Annotated in this window: 13 protein-coding genes; 9 read left to right on the top strand and 4 right to left on the bottom strand. The window is 63.2% G+C overall.

The genetic code is table 11. The annotated features are described in order from the left end of the window. The first annotated feature begins 188 nt into the window (after positions 1 to 188). The 8 genes from hrpA (at position 189) to cyoE (ending at position 10,920) form a co-directional block, all read left to right on the top strand. A complete protein-coding gene (gene hrpA / locus VC352_RS09525; RefSeq protein ID WP_322979329.1) occupies positions 189 to 4,247 on the top strand; it encodes an ATP-dependent RNA helicase HrpA in 4,059 nt (1,352 codons plus the stop codon). A gap of 99 nt (positions 4,248 to 4,346) precedes the next feature. Continuing rightward, positions 4,347 to 4,616 carry a hypothetical protein gene (locus VC352_RS09520; protein ID WP_061243263.1) on the top strand — a complete coding sequence of 90 codons (270 nt, stop codon included), beginning with the start codon at positions 4,347 to 4,349 and terminating at the stop codon, positions 4,614 to 4,616. Beyond that, positions 4,613 to 5,188: a DUF6436 domain-containing protein gene (locus VC352_RS09515; protein WP_322979328.1), complete on the top strand. Its 576-nt coding sequence runs from the start codon at positions 4,613 to 4,615 to the stop codon at positions 5,186 to 5,188. The genes VC352_RS09520 and VC352_RS09515 overlap by 4 nt, the downstream gene beginning before the upstream one ends. 899 nt (positions 5,189 to 6,087) lie before the next feature. Further along, on the top strand, positions 6,088 to 7,005 hold the full coding sequence (gene cyoA / locus VC352_RS09510; RefSeq protein WP_322979327.1) for a ubiquinol oxidase subunit II: 918 nt from the start codon (positions 6,088 to 6,090) through the stop codon (positions 7,003 to 7,005). Between the two features lie 2 nt (positions 7,006 to 7,007). After that, positions 7,008 to 8,996, top strand: a complete 1,989-nt coding sequence (gene cyoB / locus VC352_RS09505; protein ID WP_322979335.1) for a cytochrome o ubiquinol oxidase subunit I — start codon at positions 7,008 to 7,010, stop codon at positions 8,994 to 8,996. 2 nt (positions 8,997 to 8,998) lie between these two features. Next, a complete protein-coding gene (gene cyoC / locus VC352_RS09500) occupies positions 8,999 to 9,628 on the top strand; it encodes a cytochrome o ubiquinol oxidase subunit III (protein ID WP_322979326.1) in 630 nt (209 codons plus the stop codon). Next, the gene (gene cyoD / locus VC352_RS09495) at positions 9,629 to 9,964 is read left to right on the top strand and encodes a cytochrome o ubiquinol oxidase subunit IV (RefSeq protein WP_143510363.1); all 336 of its coding nucleotides are present in this window, start codon (positions 9,629 to 9,631) and stop codon (positions 9,962 to 9,964) included. Then, on the top strand, positions 9,964 to 10,920 hold the full coding sequence (gene cyoE, locus VC352_RS09490) for a heme o synthase (protein ID WP_322979325.1): 957 nt from the start codon (positions 9,964 to 9,966) through the stop codon (positions 10,918 to 10,920). The genes cyoD and cyoE overlap by 1 nt, the downstream gene beginning before the upstream one ends. Positions 10,921 to 11,197: 277 nt before the next feature. Here the strand turns inward: cyoE and VC352_RS09485 are convergent, their stop codons facing one another. The 3 genes from VC352_RS09485 to VC352_RS09475 are packed head-to-tail and all read right to left on the bottom strand — an operon-like array spanning position 11,198 to position 13,333. Beyond that, entirely contained in the window at positions 11,198 to 11,668 is a 471-nt protein-coding gene (locus VC352_RS09485; RefSeq protein ID WP_322979324.1) for an arsenate reductase ArsC, read from the bottom strand. Positions 11,669 to 11,683: 15 nt separating this feature from the next. Further along, positions 11,684 to 12,967 (bottom strand): arsenic transporter, encoded by a 1,284-nt coding sequence (locus VC352_RS09480; protein WP_322979323.1) that lies wholly within the window; start codon positions 12,965 to 12,967, stop codon positions 11,684 to 11,686. A gap of 9 nt (positions 12,968 to 12,976) precedes the next feature. Further along, a complete protein-coding gene (locus tag VC352_RS09475; protein ID WP_322979322.1) occupies positions 12,977 to 13,333 on the bottom strand; it encodes a metalloregulator ArsR/SmtB family transcription factor in 357 nt (118 codons plus the stop codon). 297 nt (positions 13,334 to 13,630) lie between these two features. Here VC352_RS09475 and VC352_RS09470 point away from each other — a divergent pair, with 297 nt between their 5' ends. Further along, positions 13,631 to 15,079 carry an alpha/beta hydrolase gene (locus tag VC352_RS09470; protein ID WP_322979321.1) on the top strand — a complete coding sequence of 483 codons (1,449 nt, stop codon included), beginning with the start codon at positions 13,631 to 13,633 and terminating at the stop codon, positions 15,077 to 15,079. A 3-nt stretch (positions 15,080 to 15,082) separates the two neighbouring features. Here the strand turns inward: VC352_RS09470 and VC352_RS25400 are convergent, their stop codons facing one another. Beyond that, complete coding sequence (locus tag VC352_RS25400; protein WP_416340131.1) at positions 15,083 to 15,883, bottom strand: methyl-accepting chemotaxis protein; 801 nt, start codon at positions 15,881 to 15,883, stop codon at positions 15,083 to 15,085. Between the last annotated feature and the right edge of the window lie 38 nt (positions 15,884 to 15,921).

Genomic DNA, 15,921 nt, shown 5'->3' with positions numbered 1-15,921 from the left:
GCCTTCTGGACGCTGAGAAAATCCACCGGCAGTTGATTGCCATCACTTGCTGCGTTTTTACACGGTCTGGGCCGAAACCCGCCGTTCCCTTACGCCTTGATCTCTCGTTCTTCCTACGCGGGATGACCTGCCCGCCTTGAGGCGTAATCTGCGACAATCCCGCCTTTGCCCTGATTGCCCCGATCCAGATGACTGACCTCGCCACGCTGCAGAAGAAACTCGACCACGTCATGATCGCCGAGCGCCATCGCTTGCGCCGGCAGTTGCATGAGCTGCAGAAGCAGCCCGATGAGGCCAAGCTGGCGCAGTGGCTGGAGCGTTTTCAGGCGTCCAGCGACAAGGTGGCGGCGCGGCGCAGCAGCATTCCGGCGATGCGCTACGACGATGCGTTGCCGATTGCTGCCAAGCGCGACGAGATCAAGGCCGCGCTGGAGAAGAGCCAGGTGGTGGTGATTGCCGGTGAGACCGGTTCGGGCAAGACCACGCAGTTGCCGAAGATCTGCCTGGAGATCGGTCGGGGCGTGCATGGCCTGATCGGTCATACCCAGCCGCGTCGGCTGGCGGCGCGCAGTGTGGCGACTCGGGTAGCGGAAGAGATCGGCACGCCGCTGGGTGAGCTGGTCGGTTATCAGGTGCGTTTCGAGGATCAGAGCAAGGACGGCACGCTGATCAAGCTGATGACCGACGGCATCCTGCTCGCCGAGACCCAGCACGACCGCTTTCTGGAAAAGTACGACACCATCATCGTCGACGAGGCACACGAACGTAGCCTCAATATCGACTTCCTGCTCGGCTACCTGAAGACCCTGCTGCCGCGCCGCCCGGATCTGAAGCTGATCATCACCTCGGCGACCATCGATCTGGAGCGCTTTTCCAAGCACTTCAACGACGCGCCGATCATCGAGGTGTCCGGTCGCACCTACCCGGTGGAAACCTGGTATCGCCCGCTGGCGGCCGAGGCGGCCGAGGTGGACGAGGAGGGCGAGGAGGGCGAGCGTCTGCTCGATGACTTGTCCATCGACCAGGGTATTCTCGCCGCGCTGGAAGAGATCGCCGAGCACGAGCGCAGCGTGGGCCAGCGCCCTGGCGACGTGCTGGTGTTCCTGCCCGGCGAGCGCGAAATCCGCGAGGCCGCCGAGGTGCTGCGCAAGGCCAACCTGCGGTTTACCGAGGTGCTGCCGCTGTATGCACGGTTGACGCCGGCCGAGCAGCAGAAGATTTTCGCGCCTATGGCCGGGCGCAAGATCGTGCTGGCCACCAACGTCGCGGAAACCTCGCTGACCGTGCCTGGCATCCGCTACGTGATCGACAGCGGCACGGCACGCATCAGCCGCTACAGTTACCGCGCCAAGGTACAGCGCCTGCCCATCGAGCCGGTGTCGCAGGCCAGCGCCAACCAGCGCAAGGGCCGCTGCGGGCGGGTCGAGCCGGGTATCTGCATTCGTTTGTACAGCGAGGAGGATTTTCTCGGGCGCCCGGAATTTACCGACCCGGAGATTCTGCGCACCAACCTGGCGGCGGTGATCCTGCAGATGCTGCACCTGCGCCTGGGCAGCATCGAGGACTTCCCCTTTATCGAGCCGCCAGACGGCAAGGCCATCAGCGACGGCTTCAACCTGTTGCAGGAGCTGTCGGCGGTCAACCGCGAAAGCCAGCTCACGCCCATCGGCCGGCAACTGGCGCGCCTGCCCATCGACCCGCGCCTGGGGCGCATGGTGCTCGAAGGCGCCAAGCAGGGTAGCCTGGAGGAAATCCTGATCGTCGCCGCTGCGCTGTCGGTGCAGGACCCGCGTGAGCGACCGATGGATCGCCAGCAGGCCGCCGACCAGGCGCATGCGCAGTGGAAGGATGTGGATTCAGACTTCGCCGCGCTGATCAACCTGTGGCGCGGCTTCGAGGAGAAGCGCCAGGAGCTGGGCAGCAACCCGCTGCGCACCTGGTGCAAGAAGAACTTCCTCAACTACATGCGCCTGCGCGAGTGGCGCGATGCGCACCGGCAACTGGTGCTGATCGCCCGTGATCTGCAGTTGATGGGCAAGGGCGGGCAGAACCGCTCAGACGCGCAGAGCGAGCAAACGGCGAACACGCCGCAACCGACCAAGGACACCCGCGTCAACGCCATCGCCCGCCAACAGGCCGAGGCCAGCGAGGCGGCGGTGCGGGCGAAGAACTACGCCGCCGTGCACAAGGCGATTCTCGCCGGTCTACTCAGCCAGATCGGCCAGAAGACCGAGGAGGGCGACTACCTCGGCGCGCGCCAGCGACGCTTCTGGATTCACCCGTCCAGCGTGATCGGGCGCAAGAAGCCCAACTGGATCATGGCCGCCGAGCTGGTGGAAACCACCAAGCTGTTCGCCCGTATGGTGGCGAAGATCGAGCCGGACTGGATCGAGCCGCTGGCCGCGCATCTGGTGAAGAAGAACCATCTGGAACCGCACTGGGAGAAGAAGCGCGGCCAGGTGGTGGCGTACGAGCAGGTCACCCTGTACGGCATGATCATCGTCGGCCGCCGCCCTGTGCATTACGGCCCCATCGACCCGCCGGTGGCGCGCGAGATGTTCATTCGTGAAGGGTTGGTGCGTGGCGAGATCAACAGCCGCGTGCGCTGTCTGACCGCCAACCGCCAGTTGCTCGAACGCCTCGACGAGCTGGAGGCCAAGTCGCGCCGCCGCGACATTCTCGCCGACGAGGAAACCCTGTTCGGCTACTACGAGGCGCGCATCCCGCAGGACATCTACCAGGCCGCGAGTTTCGAGAGCTGGTACAAGAAAGGTAGCGCTGCCGACGCGCAACTGCTGATCATGCGCGAGGAAGACGCCCTGGCCCGCGATGCCAAGGAAGTCACCGCCGCGCAGTACCCGGACACTCTGCGCATCGGCGAGCTGCAACTGCCGCTGAGCTATCACTTCGAGCCCAATCACCCGCGTGACGGCGTGACCCTGCGCGTGCCGGCGCCGCTGTTGCCGCAACTGCAGCCCGAGCGCCTGGAATGGCTGGTGCCGGGGCTGCTGGAGGCCAAGTGCATCGCCCTGGTACGCGGCCTGCCCAAGGCGTTGCGCAAGAACTTCGTGCCGGTGCCGGACTTCGTCGGTGCCGCGTTGGACAAGCTGGTGTTCGGCCAGGGTTCGCTGCCTCAGGCACTTGGCACCGAGCTGCTGCGCATGACCGGCGCGCGGGTATCCGAGGAGGCCTGGGCGGAAGCGGCTGAAAGCCTGGAAAACCACCTGAAGATGAATATCGAGGTGGTGGATGCGCGCGGCAAGTTCCTCGGTGAAGGCCGCGACCTGGCCGAGCTGACCGCACGTTTCGCCGAGGCCAGCCAGGCTGCGTTGGCCATCCCGCAGCAGAGCGACAAGCCGAAAGCGGTGGAGGCCAAGGCCTTCGCCGAGGTGGCCGAGAAGGCCCAGCAGAAGATCGCCGGCCTCTCCATGACGGTTTATCCGGCGTTGGTGGAAGCTGCCGGGAGCGGTTCTGATAGAGAGCCGGGGGTGGTCAAGGAAGGGCGCTTCCCGACCCAGGCCGAAGCCGACTTCCAGCATCGCCGTGCCCTGCAACGTCTGCTGTTGCAACAACTGGCCGAGCAGGCCAAATTCCTGCGCGGCAAGCTGCCGGGGCTGACCGAGCTGGGTCTGCTGTATCGCGACATTGGCCGCGTCGAGGCGCTGGTCGAGGACATTTTGCTGGCCAGCCTGGATGCCTGCATCCTCGAAGGCGAAGCGACGTTACCGCGCGACGGCGCGGCGTTGGCGCAACTGGCTGAACGCAAGCGCGGCGACTGGACGGCGCATGCCGAGCGCATTGCCCGTTTGGTGCTGGAGGTTCTCAAGCTGCACCATGGTCTGCAGAAGCGCTTCAAGGGCAAGATCGACCTGGCCCAGGCCATGGCGCTCAACGACATCAAGCTGCAACTGGCCAATCTGGTCTATGCCGGCTTCGTGCGCGAGACGCCGGGCGAGTGGCTCAAGGAAATCCCGCGTTATCTGAAGGCCATCGAGCAGCGCCTGGACAAGGTTGGCGCGCAGGTACAGCGTGACCGCGTATGGACGGGCGAAATCACCGGCTACTGGGAACAGTACAAGGCGCGTGCTGCCAAACATGCCCAGGAAGGCAAGCGTGATGCGCAACTCACGCTGTATCGCTGGATGCTGGAGGAGTACCGCGTGTCGCTGTTCGCCCAGCAACTGGGTACCAAGATGGCGGTATCGGACAAACGCCTGAGCAAGCAGTGGACGCTGGTTGAAGCATGATCGGCGTGGCCTGGGCTTCACTGCCCGGGCCGGCGCGGCAGGGTAGGGCGCCTGGCGCCCGATTCGAAGTGGGTTCCACTGTGAAGGTTGAAGTGAGACATGAGCGCAAAAGATGAAAACGCTGGGCTGAGCCGCAGTGGCTGCCTGGGGCTGTTTGTGTTGGGGCTGTTGTTTGTCATTTCGTTGGTTGCCGGTTTTATCTACTTCGTCACCCGCCCGCAGGGTGGCGAGATCGAAGCGGGTGAGCGCGCGGCCATCGCCGCCTGCTGGGAGCGCACCAAGGGCGCCGACAGTGAACGTGCCTTCACTGTGGAAAGCTGCCAGGAAATGGAAAAGCAGTTCTTGCGTAAGTTCGGCGAAAAACCATGAGTGTGTTCAGCCGCCTGACGCTCAAGCACTTTGTGCTGGGCTTCTTTGCCGTGGTCTTGGCGGCAATCGTGTTGATCTGGTGGTTCAGCGGCGCGGCCTATCTGCGGCCCTACGCCGAACAGACGGTGATCTTCGGCCAGGGCGAGTTGAAGCTGCCGCCGGAACTGGCCGGCCCCGGCCCGATTCGCGTGGTGCACTTCTGGGATCCGGACTGCCCCTGCAACGCGGAAACCGACGCGCATCTGCGCTACCTGATCGGCCTGCACCGCAATGCCGATGTCGAGTTCTATAGCGTGCAGAAGCCGGGCAGCAAGGGTGAGATTGCGCCGTTTCTGCGTGGGCGAATGAAGCCTTTGCCGGGCATCGAGGGCATGGAGTCACTGCCGGCCAGCCCGGCCCTGGCGATCTGGGATCGCGACGGCAAGCTGGCTTATGCCGGGCCTTACAGCGAGGGGTTGGTGTGCAACTCCAGCAACAGCTTCGTCGAGCCGGTGCTCGATGCACTGACCCAGGGGCGCCAGGTGTCCCTGGCCAGTGGGTTGGCGGTGGGTTGTTATTGCGCGTGGAAGTAGTGGCTTAGGCCTGTTACGGGGCTGGATAGAGCGATCGCGGCTGAAACGGAATGCCGCCCAGCCGCTCCTACAGGTTTACTCAAGGCCCGTATTTCAGTCGCGATGTTTTTGGGCGCACCATTACCCCCGGATTGCATCCGGGCTACGCGGTTGCCTGTGGGAGGGGCTTTAGCCGCGATGCTTGTCGCGGCTGAAGCCCCTCCCACAGTTCCCACAACAGCCCTTCCCACGGATGTCCCAGCTGGCGGCAATTGCGCGAAACGGGTGCGATCTGGGCGCCTATCGAATCGTTCGGGTAGGTAGAGCTATCGCGGCTAAAGCCGCTCCTACGGGACGGGTGTACACCTGTGGGAGCGGCTGGGCGGCATTCCGCTTTAGCCGCGATGCTTTGGGGCGCACCATTGCCCCCGGATTGCATCCGGGCTACGGGTTGCACACTGCAGGGCGCGGCTCCTGCCGTTGCTCGCATGGTTAACCCGCAACGTCATCATCGAACGCCGCTAGTCGATTTCTGGCCAATGTCAAGAAATGGCCCCCTTCCTGCTCAGGCAAAAAAACGAGTCAATGATTCCTGTCAATTAGCTGTCAAACAGCTCTAAAACGGGGGTGTGATCATTTGTCGCACCTTTGGCTTCTTTGCTGGGTACGTGTCGGCAAGTGTTTCAAAACTTTGCGCATATGTTGCGAAATATGTGTCTGAGGGGTGCGCAGCGGGCTTATGAATAGGCTGCTAATTAATTGTGCGAGGCGCTTGTAGCCTTCAACATCGCGCAATCCCACTGTTCTGTCGCTTCGCTTGCATGGATGCTCAAGCTACGAGTACCTGCGGGCAGTCTTCTTGTGGGCTGCTCGGCGACCGAAGCCTGAATGTGGGAAATCACTCAGTTGAAGGTCGTGACATGAAAGAAGAGAAGTACCATCGTTTGGTGCGCTGGCTGGTGATGGCAATTGCCTTCTCAGCGCTCGGTGGATGTGACTGGGCACTGTTCAACTCGAAAGGGCAGATCGGTGTCGAGCAGGGCAACCTCATCCTGATCTCCATTGGTCTCATGCTGATCGTGGTCATCCCCGTGATCATCATGACCTTCTGGTTTGGCTGGCGTTATCGCGAGTCGAACGAGAAGGCCACCTACATGCCCGACTGGGCACACTCGCACAAGATCGAACTGGTCGTCTGGGGCGTCCCGCTGATCATCGTCGCGGTTCTGGCGGTCATCATCTGGGAAACCTCGCATTCGCTCGATCCCTATCGCCCGATCGAATCGGACAAACCCGCGCTGAACATCGAAGTCGTCTCGCTCGACTGGAAATGGCTGTTCATCTACCCGGATCAAGGCGTGGCCGTGGTCAATGAACTGGTCATCCCGGAGAAGACCCCGGTGACCTTCCACATCACCTCCGACACGGTGATGAACGCGCTGTCGATCCCGCAACTGGGCGGCATGATCTACGCCATGGGCGGCCAGCGTACCCAGCTCAACCTGATCGCCAACGAGCAGGGTGAGTTCTTCGGCCAGTCCGGCAACTTCAGCGGCGAAGGCTTCTCGGCTATGCGCTTCACCACTCACTCGGTCAGCGACGAAGGCTTCGCGCAGTGGGTCGACAAGGTCAAGCAATCGCCTGAAGTCATGGACTTCGCCACCTTCAAGCAGGTGGGTGAGCCGGGCGAGATGGTCAACCATCGCTACCCGATCTATCCGATCCGTTACTTCGGCCAGGTTGAACCGAACCTGTTCAACAAGGTGATCGGCCAGTACGTGACCCTGAAAGATTCGCATAGCACGGCCATGCGCGAAGCAGCGGAGGTGCAGGAATGAATATGTTTGGAAAACTGACTCTGGATGCGGTGCCGTATCACGAGCCGATCATCATGATCACCCTGGCCATTGTGGCGCTGGGTGGTCTGGGTCTGTTCGCGGCGCTGACCTACTTCAAGAAGTGGGGCTACCTGTGGAAAGAGTGGCTCACCTCGGTGGACCACAAGAAAATCGGCGTGATGTACATCCTCGTCGGCCTGGTCATGCTGGTGCGTGGTTTCGCCGACGCCATCATGATGCGTACCCACCTGGCGATGGCGCACGGTGACGGCCAGGGCTACCTGCCGCCCGAGCACTACGACCAGATCTTCACCGCGCACGGCATCATCATGCTGATCTTCGTGGCCATGCCACTGGTCACCGGCCTGATGAACATCGTCGTGCCGCTGCAGATCGGCGCACGTGACGTGGCCTTCCCCTACCTGAACTCGCTGAGCTTCTGGCTGTTCGTCGGTGGCGCGCTGCTGATCAACCTGTCGCTGGGTCTGGGCGAGTTCGCCAAGACCGGCTGGGTGGCTTATCCGCCGTTATCAGGGATTCAGTACAGTCCAGGCGTGGGGATGGATTACTACATCTGGAGCATGCAGCTATCGGGCTTGGGTACGACCCTGACCGGGGTCAACTTCATCGCCACCATCCTCAAGATGCGTGCACCGGGCATGAGCCTGATGAAGATGCCGATCTTCACCTGGACCATTCTGGTCACCTGCGTGCTGATCTGCGGCGCCTTCCCTCCGCTGACCGCTACCCTGGCGATGCTGTCGCTCGACCGCTACCTGGATTTCCACTTCTTCACCAATGAACTGGGCGGCAACCCGATGATGTACGCCAACCTGTTCTGGGTCTGGGGTCACCCCGAGGTGTACATCCTGATTCTGCCGGCGTTCGGTGTGTTCTCCGAAGTGGTCGCGACCTTCTCGCGCAAGACCCTGTTCGGCTATGCCTCGATGGTGTGGGCGACCGCGGCCATTGGCGTGCTGTCGTTCGTGGTGTGGCTGCACCACTTCTTCACCATGGGTTCCGGTGCCAGCGTCAACGCCTTCTTCGGCATCATGACCTCGATCATCGCGATCCCGACCGGGGTGAAGATCTTCACCTGGCTGTTCACCATCTTCCGTGGCCGTCTGCAACTGAACGCCATGACCTGGATGACCCTGGGCTTCCTCGTGACCTTCTCCATCGGTGGTATGACCGGTGTGCTGATGGCGGTACCGGCTGCTGACTTCGTGCTGCACAACAGCCTGTTCCTGATCGCCCACTTCCATAACGTGATCATCGGTGGTGCGGTGTTCGGCTACCTGGCCGGCATCATCTACTGGTTCCCGAAAGCCTTCGGTTACAAGCTGATCGACCGCTTCGGTCGTTACTCCTTCTGGTGCTGGCTGCTGGGCTTCTACTTCGCCTTCATGCCGCTGTACGTGCTGGGCTTTATGGGCATGACCCGTCGTCTGAACCACTTCGACAACCCGGCCTGGGTGCCGTGGATTCAGGTGGCCGTGGTCGGCGCCGTGCTGATCGGTATCGGCATCGTCTTCACCGTGGTGCAGTTCCTCACCAGCTACGTCAAGCGCAAGGAAAACCGCGACGTGACCGGCGACCCGTGGGATGGCCGCACCCTGGAATGGGCGACTTCCTCGCCGCCTCCGTTCTACAACTTCGCGGTCATCCCGACGGCGGACAAGATCGACGCCTTCTACGAGGCGAAGAAGAACGGTGTCGAGCTGATGCCTGCGCCTGAGCACTACGAGCCGATCCACATGCCGAAGAACACCGGCAATGGTCTGGTGGTGGCAGGTTTCATCATCGCGTTCGGTTTCGCCATGATCTGGCACATCTGGTGGCTTGCCATCGTTGGCCTGGTCGGCGCTGTCGCCAGCTTCATCGTGCGTTCCTACGACGAAGACATCGACTACTACGTGCAGCCTGAAGAGATCGCGCGGATCGAGCAGGCGCACCATCAAACCAAAGCCAACGCAGTCGTACAGGCCTAACCATGACCGCTTACGAACCCCACTATTCACATGACGCTCATGGCCACGATGGCCATGAGCACCACCACGACACCAGTGGAATCAAGCTGTTCGGCTTCTGGGTTTACCTGATGACCGACCTGCTGATCTTCGCCACGGTGTTCGCCACCTTCGCGGTGCTGAGCAACTCCTTCGCCGGTGGTCCCACCGCGAAGGAAATGCTCGGCGGCGGCCTGCATCTGGTGCTGGTGGAAACCTTTGCCCTGCTGTTTTCCAGTATCACCTATGGCATGGCCATGCTCGCCACTTACCGTGGCGACAAGGGCGCCGTACTGCGCTGGTTGGGCATCACCTTCCTGTTCGGCGTGGCCTTCATCAGCATCGAGCTGTATGAGTTCCGCCACCTGATCCATGAAGGTGCCGGTCCGCAGACCAGCGCTTACTGGTCGGCGTTCTTCACTCTGGTGGGCACCCACGGTCTGCACGTCAGTGCCGGCCTGCTGTGGATGCTGGTGCTGATGTTCCAGGTTGGCAGCCGTGGCCTGACCGACACCAACAAGACCCGCGTGGGGCTGCTCAGCCTGTTCTGGCACTTCCTCGACGTGGTGTGGATCTGCGTGTTTACCGTCGTCTACCTGATGGGGGTGCTGTAAATGGCTCACCAAGACAATCACGCCGCTCACGCCGTGGGCTTCAAGGACTACCTGACCGGTTTCATCCTGTCGGTGATCCTCACCGTGATTCCCTTCGCCCTGGTCATGCACCCTGAAGTGCTGGGTCTGAGCCGTGGCGCGACCCTGATCACCGTGGTGCTGTTCGGTCTGGTACAGGTTCTTGTTCACCTCGTGTATTTCCTGCACTTGAAAACGGACGAGGAAGGCCGCTGGAACGTGATTTCGATGATCTTCACCGTGTTGATCATCGCGTTCGTGGTGGGCCTGTCGGTCTGGATCATGTGGAGCATGCACTATCACATGATGATCAACTGATGCTGGCGCTCCTGAAGCAGTACCTCAACCTCGCCAAGCCGGGCATCGTCTTCGGGAATCTGATTTCCGTGACGGGTGGTTTTTTCCTGGCTTCGCGTGGCGATGCGAACCTGGCGCTGTACCTTGCGACGGCGCTCGGGGTTTCGTTGGTGATCGCCTCAGGCTGCGTGTTCAACAACTACATCGATAGGGACATCGACCAGAAGATGGAACGCACCCGTAACCGGGTGCTGGCGCAGGGGCTGGTGTCCCCTGTGCACGCCATCGTCTATGCCTGCGTGCTCGGGGTGGCGGGGGTGGCACTGCTGTATGCCGCCACCAACACCCTGGCGGTGATGCTGGTGCTCATGGGCTTCGTGGTCTACGTCGGCCTCTACAGCCTGTGGCTCAAGCGTGGCTCGGTGTACGGCACCCTGGTCGGCAGCCTGTCCGGGGCGGCTCCGCCCGTGGTCGGCTACTGCGCGGTGAGCAACGAGTTCGACGCTGGCGCCGCCATCCTGTTGTTGATCTTCAGCCTGTGGCAGATGCCGCATTCCTATGCCATCGCCATCTTCCGTTTCAATGACTACCAGGCCGCGAACATCCCGGTGCTGCCCGTCATCAAGGGGATCTCGGCTGCCAAGCGGCAGATCGTGCTGTACATCGCCGCCTTCGTGGTCGCGACCCTGATGCTGACGCTCAGCGGCTACGCCGGCTACAGCTACTTCGTGGTCGCCGCGCTGAGCGGCGCCTACTGGCTGTGGATGGGCGTGTCGGGCTACAAAGCCGCCGATGATCGAGTGTGGGCGCGCAAGCTGTTCACCTTCTCCATCGTCACCATCACCATGCTCAGCGTGATGATGTCGGTGGATTTCATCTCCTCGCCCGAACAGGTATTGGTGACCTCCATCAATCACCTGTGCAGCCAGTTCGCCGGCAGCGCGCAGGGCATCTGCGCGGTGGTCGCCGGTATCTGACCTCGGCGCTGTGGGAGGGGCTTCAGCTGCGATTGTCGTGGCTGAAGTCCTTCTCACGGGGTTTTGTCGTAGGTTGGGTGCGCTCTTCACATCCCCCTGCCGGTGGACATATAGCCTGGGTTTCGCTCCGCTCTAGCCAGACTACGTCAACTTCGTAGGAGCGGCTTTCGGCTCTGGCATCCTGCTTCGCTCTACCTCCTGCATCCATGCAGTCGCAGCCGCGATTGTCGCCGCTAAAGCGCCTCCCACTGGGCGGGGGCGCTTTACGGGAGTGCTTTCACGCTTGGCCGATTTCATTCAGCGCCTGCTGTAGCTCGTTGCGGTTCATGTCCGCCAGGGGCAAGGCGAGGAAGGCGCGGCAGCGCGCTTCGATCTTCGCCAGGGTGGCGTGGAAGGCGGCGCTGATCTCGGCTTCGCTGCCGCTGGCATCGGACGGGTCGGCCAGGCCCCAGTGGGCTTTCAGCGCCGGGCCGAAGTACACCGGGCAGGCCTCGCCGGCTGCCTTGTCGCAGACGGTGATGACGATATCCGGTGGGCAATCGACGAAGGCATCGTTGCCCTTGCTGCTCAGGCCCTCGGTGGCAATGCCGGCTTCACGCAGGGTCACCAGGGTGCGTGGCAGTACCTCGCCGCGCGGGAAGCTGCCGGAGCTCACCGCCTGATGTTCGCTCGGCGCCAGGTGGTTGAACAGGGCTTCGGAGAGGATGCTGCGGCAGCTGTTGGCCGTGCACATGAACAGGACTTTCATCGTCAAGACTCCAGGTCAGAGGCTCAGGCGCAGGGCCAGGGCCGAAAGGGTGAGCAGCAGCACCGGCAGGGTAAGCACGATGCCGACCTTGAAGTAGTAACCCCAGGTCACGCGGATGCCCTTGCGCGCCAGTACATGCAGCCAGAGCAGGGTGGCCAGGCTGCCGATGGGGGTGATCTTCGGCCCCAGGTCGCAGCCGATCACGTTGGCGTAGATCATCGCCTCGCGCACCGCGCCGCTGGCCTGGCTGGCGTCGATGGCCAGGGCCCCGATCAGCACGCTGGGCATGTTGTTCATCAGCGACGACAGCAACGCGCTGAGTAGGCCGGTGCCCAGTGCCGCGCCCCAGATGCCGTACCCGGCGAAGGCGTCGAGCAGGCCGGTCAGCTCGGCGGTCAGGCCGGCATTGCTCAGGCCGTAGACCACCAGGTACATGCCGAGGGAGAAGATCACCACCTGCCAGGGCGCTTCGCGCAGTACCTTGCCGGTGGCGATGCGTTTGCCACGCGCGGCGACCGCGAACAGCAACGCGGCGCAGGCTGCCGCCACGGCGCTGATGGGGATGCCCAGCGGCTCCAGGGCGAACAGCCCGACCAGCAGCGTCAACAGCACCGCCCAACCGACCTTGAAGGTGCTGAGGTCACGGATCGCCTGGCTCGGCGCCTGCAACGCCGTCACCTCGTAGCGCGCCGGAATGTCGCGGCGGAAGAACAGCCACAGCACTAGGAGGGTGGCGGCGACGCTGACCAGATTCACCGGCACCATCACCGCGGCGTAGGCACCGAAGCCGATGCTGAAGTAGTCGGCCGAAACGATGTTGACCAGATTCGACACCACCAGCGGCAGGCTGGCGGTATCGGCGATAAAGCCGGCGGCCATGACGAAAGCCAGGGTCGAGGCCGGCGAGAAGCGCAGCGCCAGCAGCATGGAAATCACGATGGGGGTAAGGATCAGCGCCGCGCCGTCGTTGGCGAACAACGCCGACACGGCAGCGCCAAGCAGAATGCTGAAGGCGAACAGGCGCGCGCCGCTGCCATTGGCCCAGCGCGCCACGTGCAGCGCCGCCCATTCGAAGAAGCCGGCCTCATCGAGCAGCAAGCTGATGATGATTACGGCGATGAAGGTCGCCGTGGCATTCCACACGATATTCCACACGGTGGGGATGTCGGCCAGGCTGACCACGCCGGCGACCAAGGCCAGCACGGCGCCGAGCGAGGCGCTCCAGCCGACGCCCAGGCCTCGCGGCTGCCAGATGACCAGAATCAGGGTGAACAGGAAGATGGCGACGGCGATCAGCATGGGGTGTTCTCAGCAGCAGGTGGCGAGGCGGGCAGGGCGGTCGCCCATGTTGGCGAGGCGGCTGGCGTCCTGTTCCAGCCAGGTGCGGTTGGCGGACAGGGTGCTGGTCAGCACGTCGCGCACCCATTGCGGCAGGTCTGGTGCTAGGCGGTAGTACACCCACTGGCCCTGGCGGCGATCCTGTAGCAGGCCGCTGTTGCGCAGTTGTGCCAGGTGGCGGGAGATCTTCGGCTGGCTGTCGCCCAGTGCGCAGACCAGCTCGCAGACGCACAGCTCGCCCTGATCGGCGATCAGCAGTACGGCGCGGGCGCGGGTTTCGTCGGCGAGGGATTTGAACAGCGCGGGCGGGGAGAGGTGCTCGGACATTGGGTAAGTCCCTATATGCGGGTTTGCGAATATACGGAAATCCATATGTATTGAGCAACCCGGTGGTGGTTGTGGGCGGCTTTGCACTACAGTCCCCGAGTCAGGGCACCTCTAAAAACTACCTGCGTTGCCATCGCTGCGTTAAAAACAGGCTCAAAATGCTCATTTACAACTCGTAAACTGCGCTTTTTCGCCTGTTTTTGCCTTGCGCTGGCTGCCTCGCCTACGTTTTTAGAGGCGCCCGCCGGTCGCCGGGACGGATTTTTCCCGGCCAGAGATTTTCAAGGGAGGCGCTGGATGCGTTTACCGCGCATGCGCAACGTGATGGCCTGGACGCTGGTGGTGCTGTTGTTGATCGTGGTGGCCTTGCTCGGCATTCGTATCGCCGGGCTATCGTCGTTGCCCGAACTGGAACCCTGGCACCGCCTGGTGCCGCAGGAGCTGGAAGCAGACGAGCTGGACGCGAGCGACTGGCAGACCTACGTGGCTGCCGAGGCGGCCCTGTTCGAGCGCCTGCAGCGTGAGCTGATCGAGCCGGTCACGGCTTCCGGTTCGGCGCGCTACAGCCGTTACGCCAGTGATAGCCCGGTCTACCCCGGCAAGCTGTCGCGTGACTGGAACCGCTCCTTCATCCTGCCGCCGCAGGGCCCGGCACGCGGGGTGGTGGTGTTGCTGCATGGCCTGACCGACTCGCCCTATAGCCTGCGCCACATCGCCCAGCATCTGAGCGAGCAGGGCCTGCTTGCCGTGGTACCGCGCATGCCTGGCCATGGCACGGTGCCGGCGGCACTGACCGCTGCGCATTGGGAGCAATGGCTGGCCACCACGCGCCTGGCTGTACGCGAAGCGCGGCGCCAGGTGCCGGACGGGCCGCTGTATCTGGTCGGTTATTCCAATGGCGGGGCATTGGCGCTGCGCTACAGCCTGGCGGCACTGGAGGACGAGCGCTTGGCCATGCCGCAACGCCTGGTGCTGATCTCGCCGATGATCGGCGTCACCAGCTACGCCCGCTATGCCGGACTGGCGGCCTTGCCGGCGGTCCTGCCGGCCTTCGCCAAGTCGGCGTGGATGAACGTGCTGCCGGAGTTCAATCCGTTCAAGTACAACTCCTTCCCGGTGCACGCGGCGCGGCAGACCTACGAGCTGACCCGCGAGGTGCAGAGTGCCTTCGACGCCGCCGAGGCCGATGGCCGTCTGGCTCGACTGCCGCCGGTGCTGGCCCTGCAATCACTGGCCGATAACACCGTAAGTACGCCAGCGGTGGTCCACCAGCTGTTCGAACGCTTGCCGGCCAACGGCAGCGAGTTGGTGGTGTTCGATATCAATCGCTCGCAGGCGGCCAGTTCGCTGCTGCGCACGGATATGAGCGGGTTGCTGGAGCAATTGCTGCCACCGGCCGCGCGTGACTTTGATCTGACCGTGGTTGGCGTGGCGCCGGAGCAGGGGCGTGCGGTGGAGGCTCGTCGTATCGCCGCAGGCAGCCAGCAGATGCAGCGCGTGTCGCTGGGGGTGGACTACCCGAGTCAGCTGTTTTCGCTGTCGCACGTGGCCTTGCCGTTTCCGCCCAGTGATCCGCTGTATGGCAGTGATCCGGTAGCGGGCGAGGACTACGGCGTGGCGCTGGGGACGCTGGCGCCGCGCGGTGAGCACGGCGTGCTGGTGGTGGGGCTGGACAGCCTGCAGCGGGCGACGTCCAACCCTTTCTACGATTATCTGCTGCAGCGTATCGACGAGGATCTGCGCTGAGCCTTACAGGCGGAAGCGGCCTACCAGCCCGTCCAGTTGGCTCGACAGCGCCTGCAGGTCGCTGCTGGCCTGGTTGAGCTGGTCGGCGATATGGGTGGTGCCGACGGTCAGCTCGTTGATGTCGACGATATTGCGGTTGATGTCCTCGACCACGCTGGACTGTTCCTCGGTGGCGGTGGCGACCTGAATGTTCTGATCGCTGATCTGGCCGATATGGCTGTTGATCTGTTCCAGCGCCACCGATGCCTTGCTCGCGTACTCCACCACCAGCGCGCTCTGCCGCTGCCCCTTGGCCATGGCTTCGACGGCCGAGCGTGATTCGTTCTGCAGGCGGTCGATGACCTGCTGGATTTCCTCGGTGGACGCGCCAGAACGGCTGGCCAGGGTGCGCACCTCATCGGCCACCACGGCAAAGCCACGGCCCTGTTCACCGGCACGCGCCGCCTCGATGGCGGCGTTGAGGGCGAGCAGGTTGGTCTGTTCGGAAATGCTGCGAATGGTGTTGAGCGTGGTGCTGATGGCGTCGGTCTGCGCCGCCAGCGCGCCGATGACCCTGGCGGCCTGCTCCAGCTCACCGTTGAGCGCATCGACCTGCTGCTGCGCCTGGCTGACCACCGCGCCGCCGTCACGGGCATGCTGGGTCGCTTCGCGTGCGACATCGGCAGCATTCTCGGCGTTGCGCGCGATCTCGTTGACGGTCGAGCCCAGTTCGTTGATCGCAGTGGCCACCTGCACCGTGCGGTCGCTCTGCGCCGTGCAGTTGCTCTGGGTCAGACGCGCGCGCTCGGCCACGTCGCGGGCCATACCGGATAACTGGCGCGAGTTGTCGGCGAGCTGGCGCA

The sequence above is a fragment of the Pseudomonas sp. C11 genome (genome assembly GCF_034683865.1).
Taxonomy (GTDB): Bacteria; Pseudomonadota; Gammaproteobacteria; order Pseudomonadales; family Pseudomonadaceae; genus Aquipseudomonas.
This window is presented reverse-complemented; position numbering and strand designations above follow the sequence as displayed.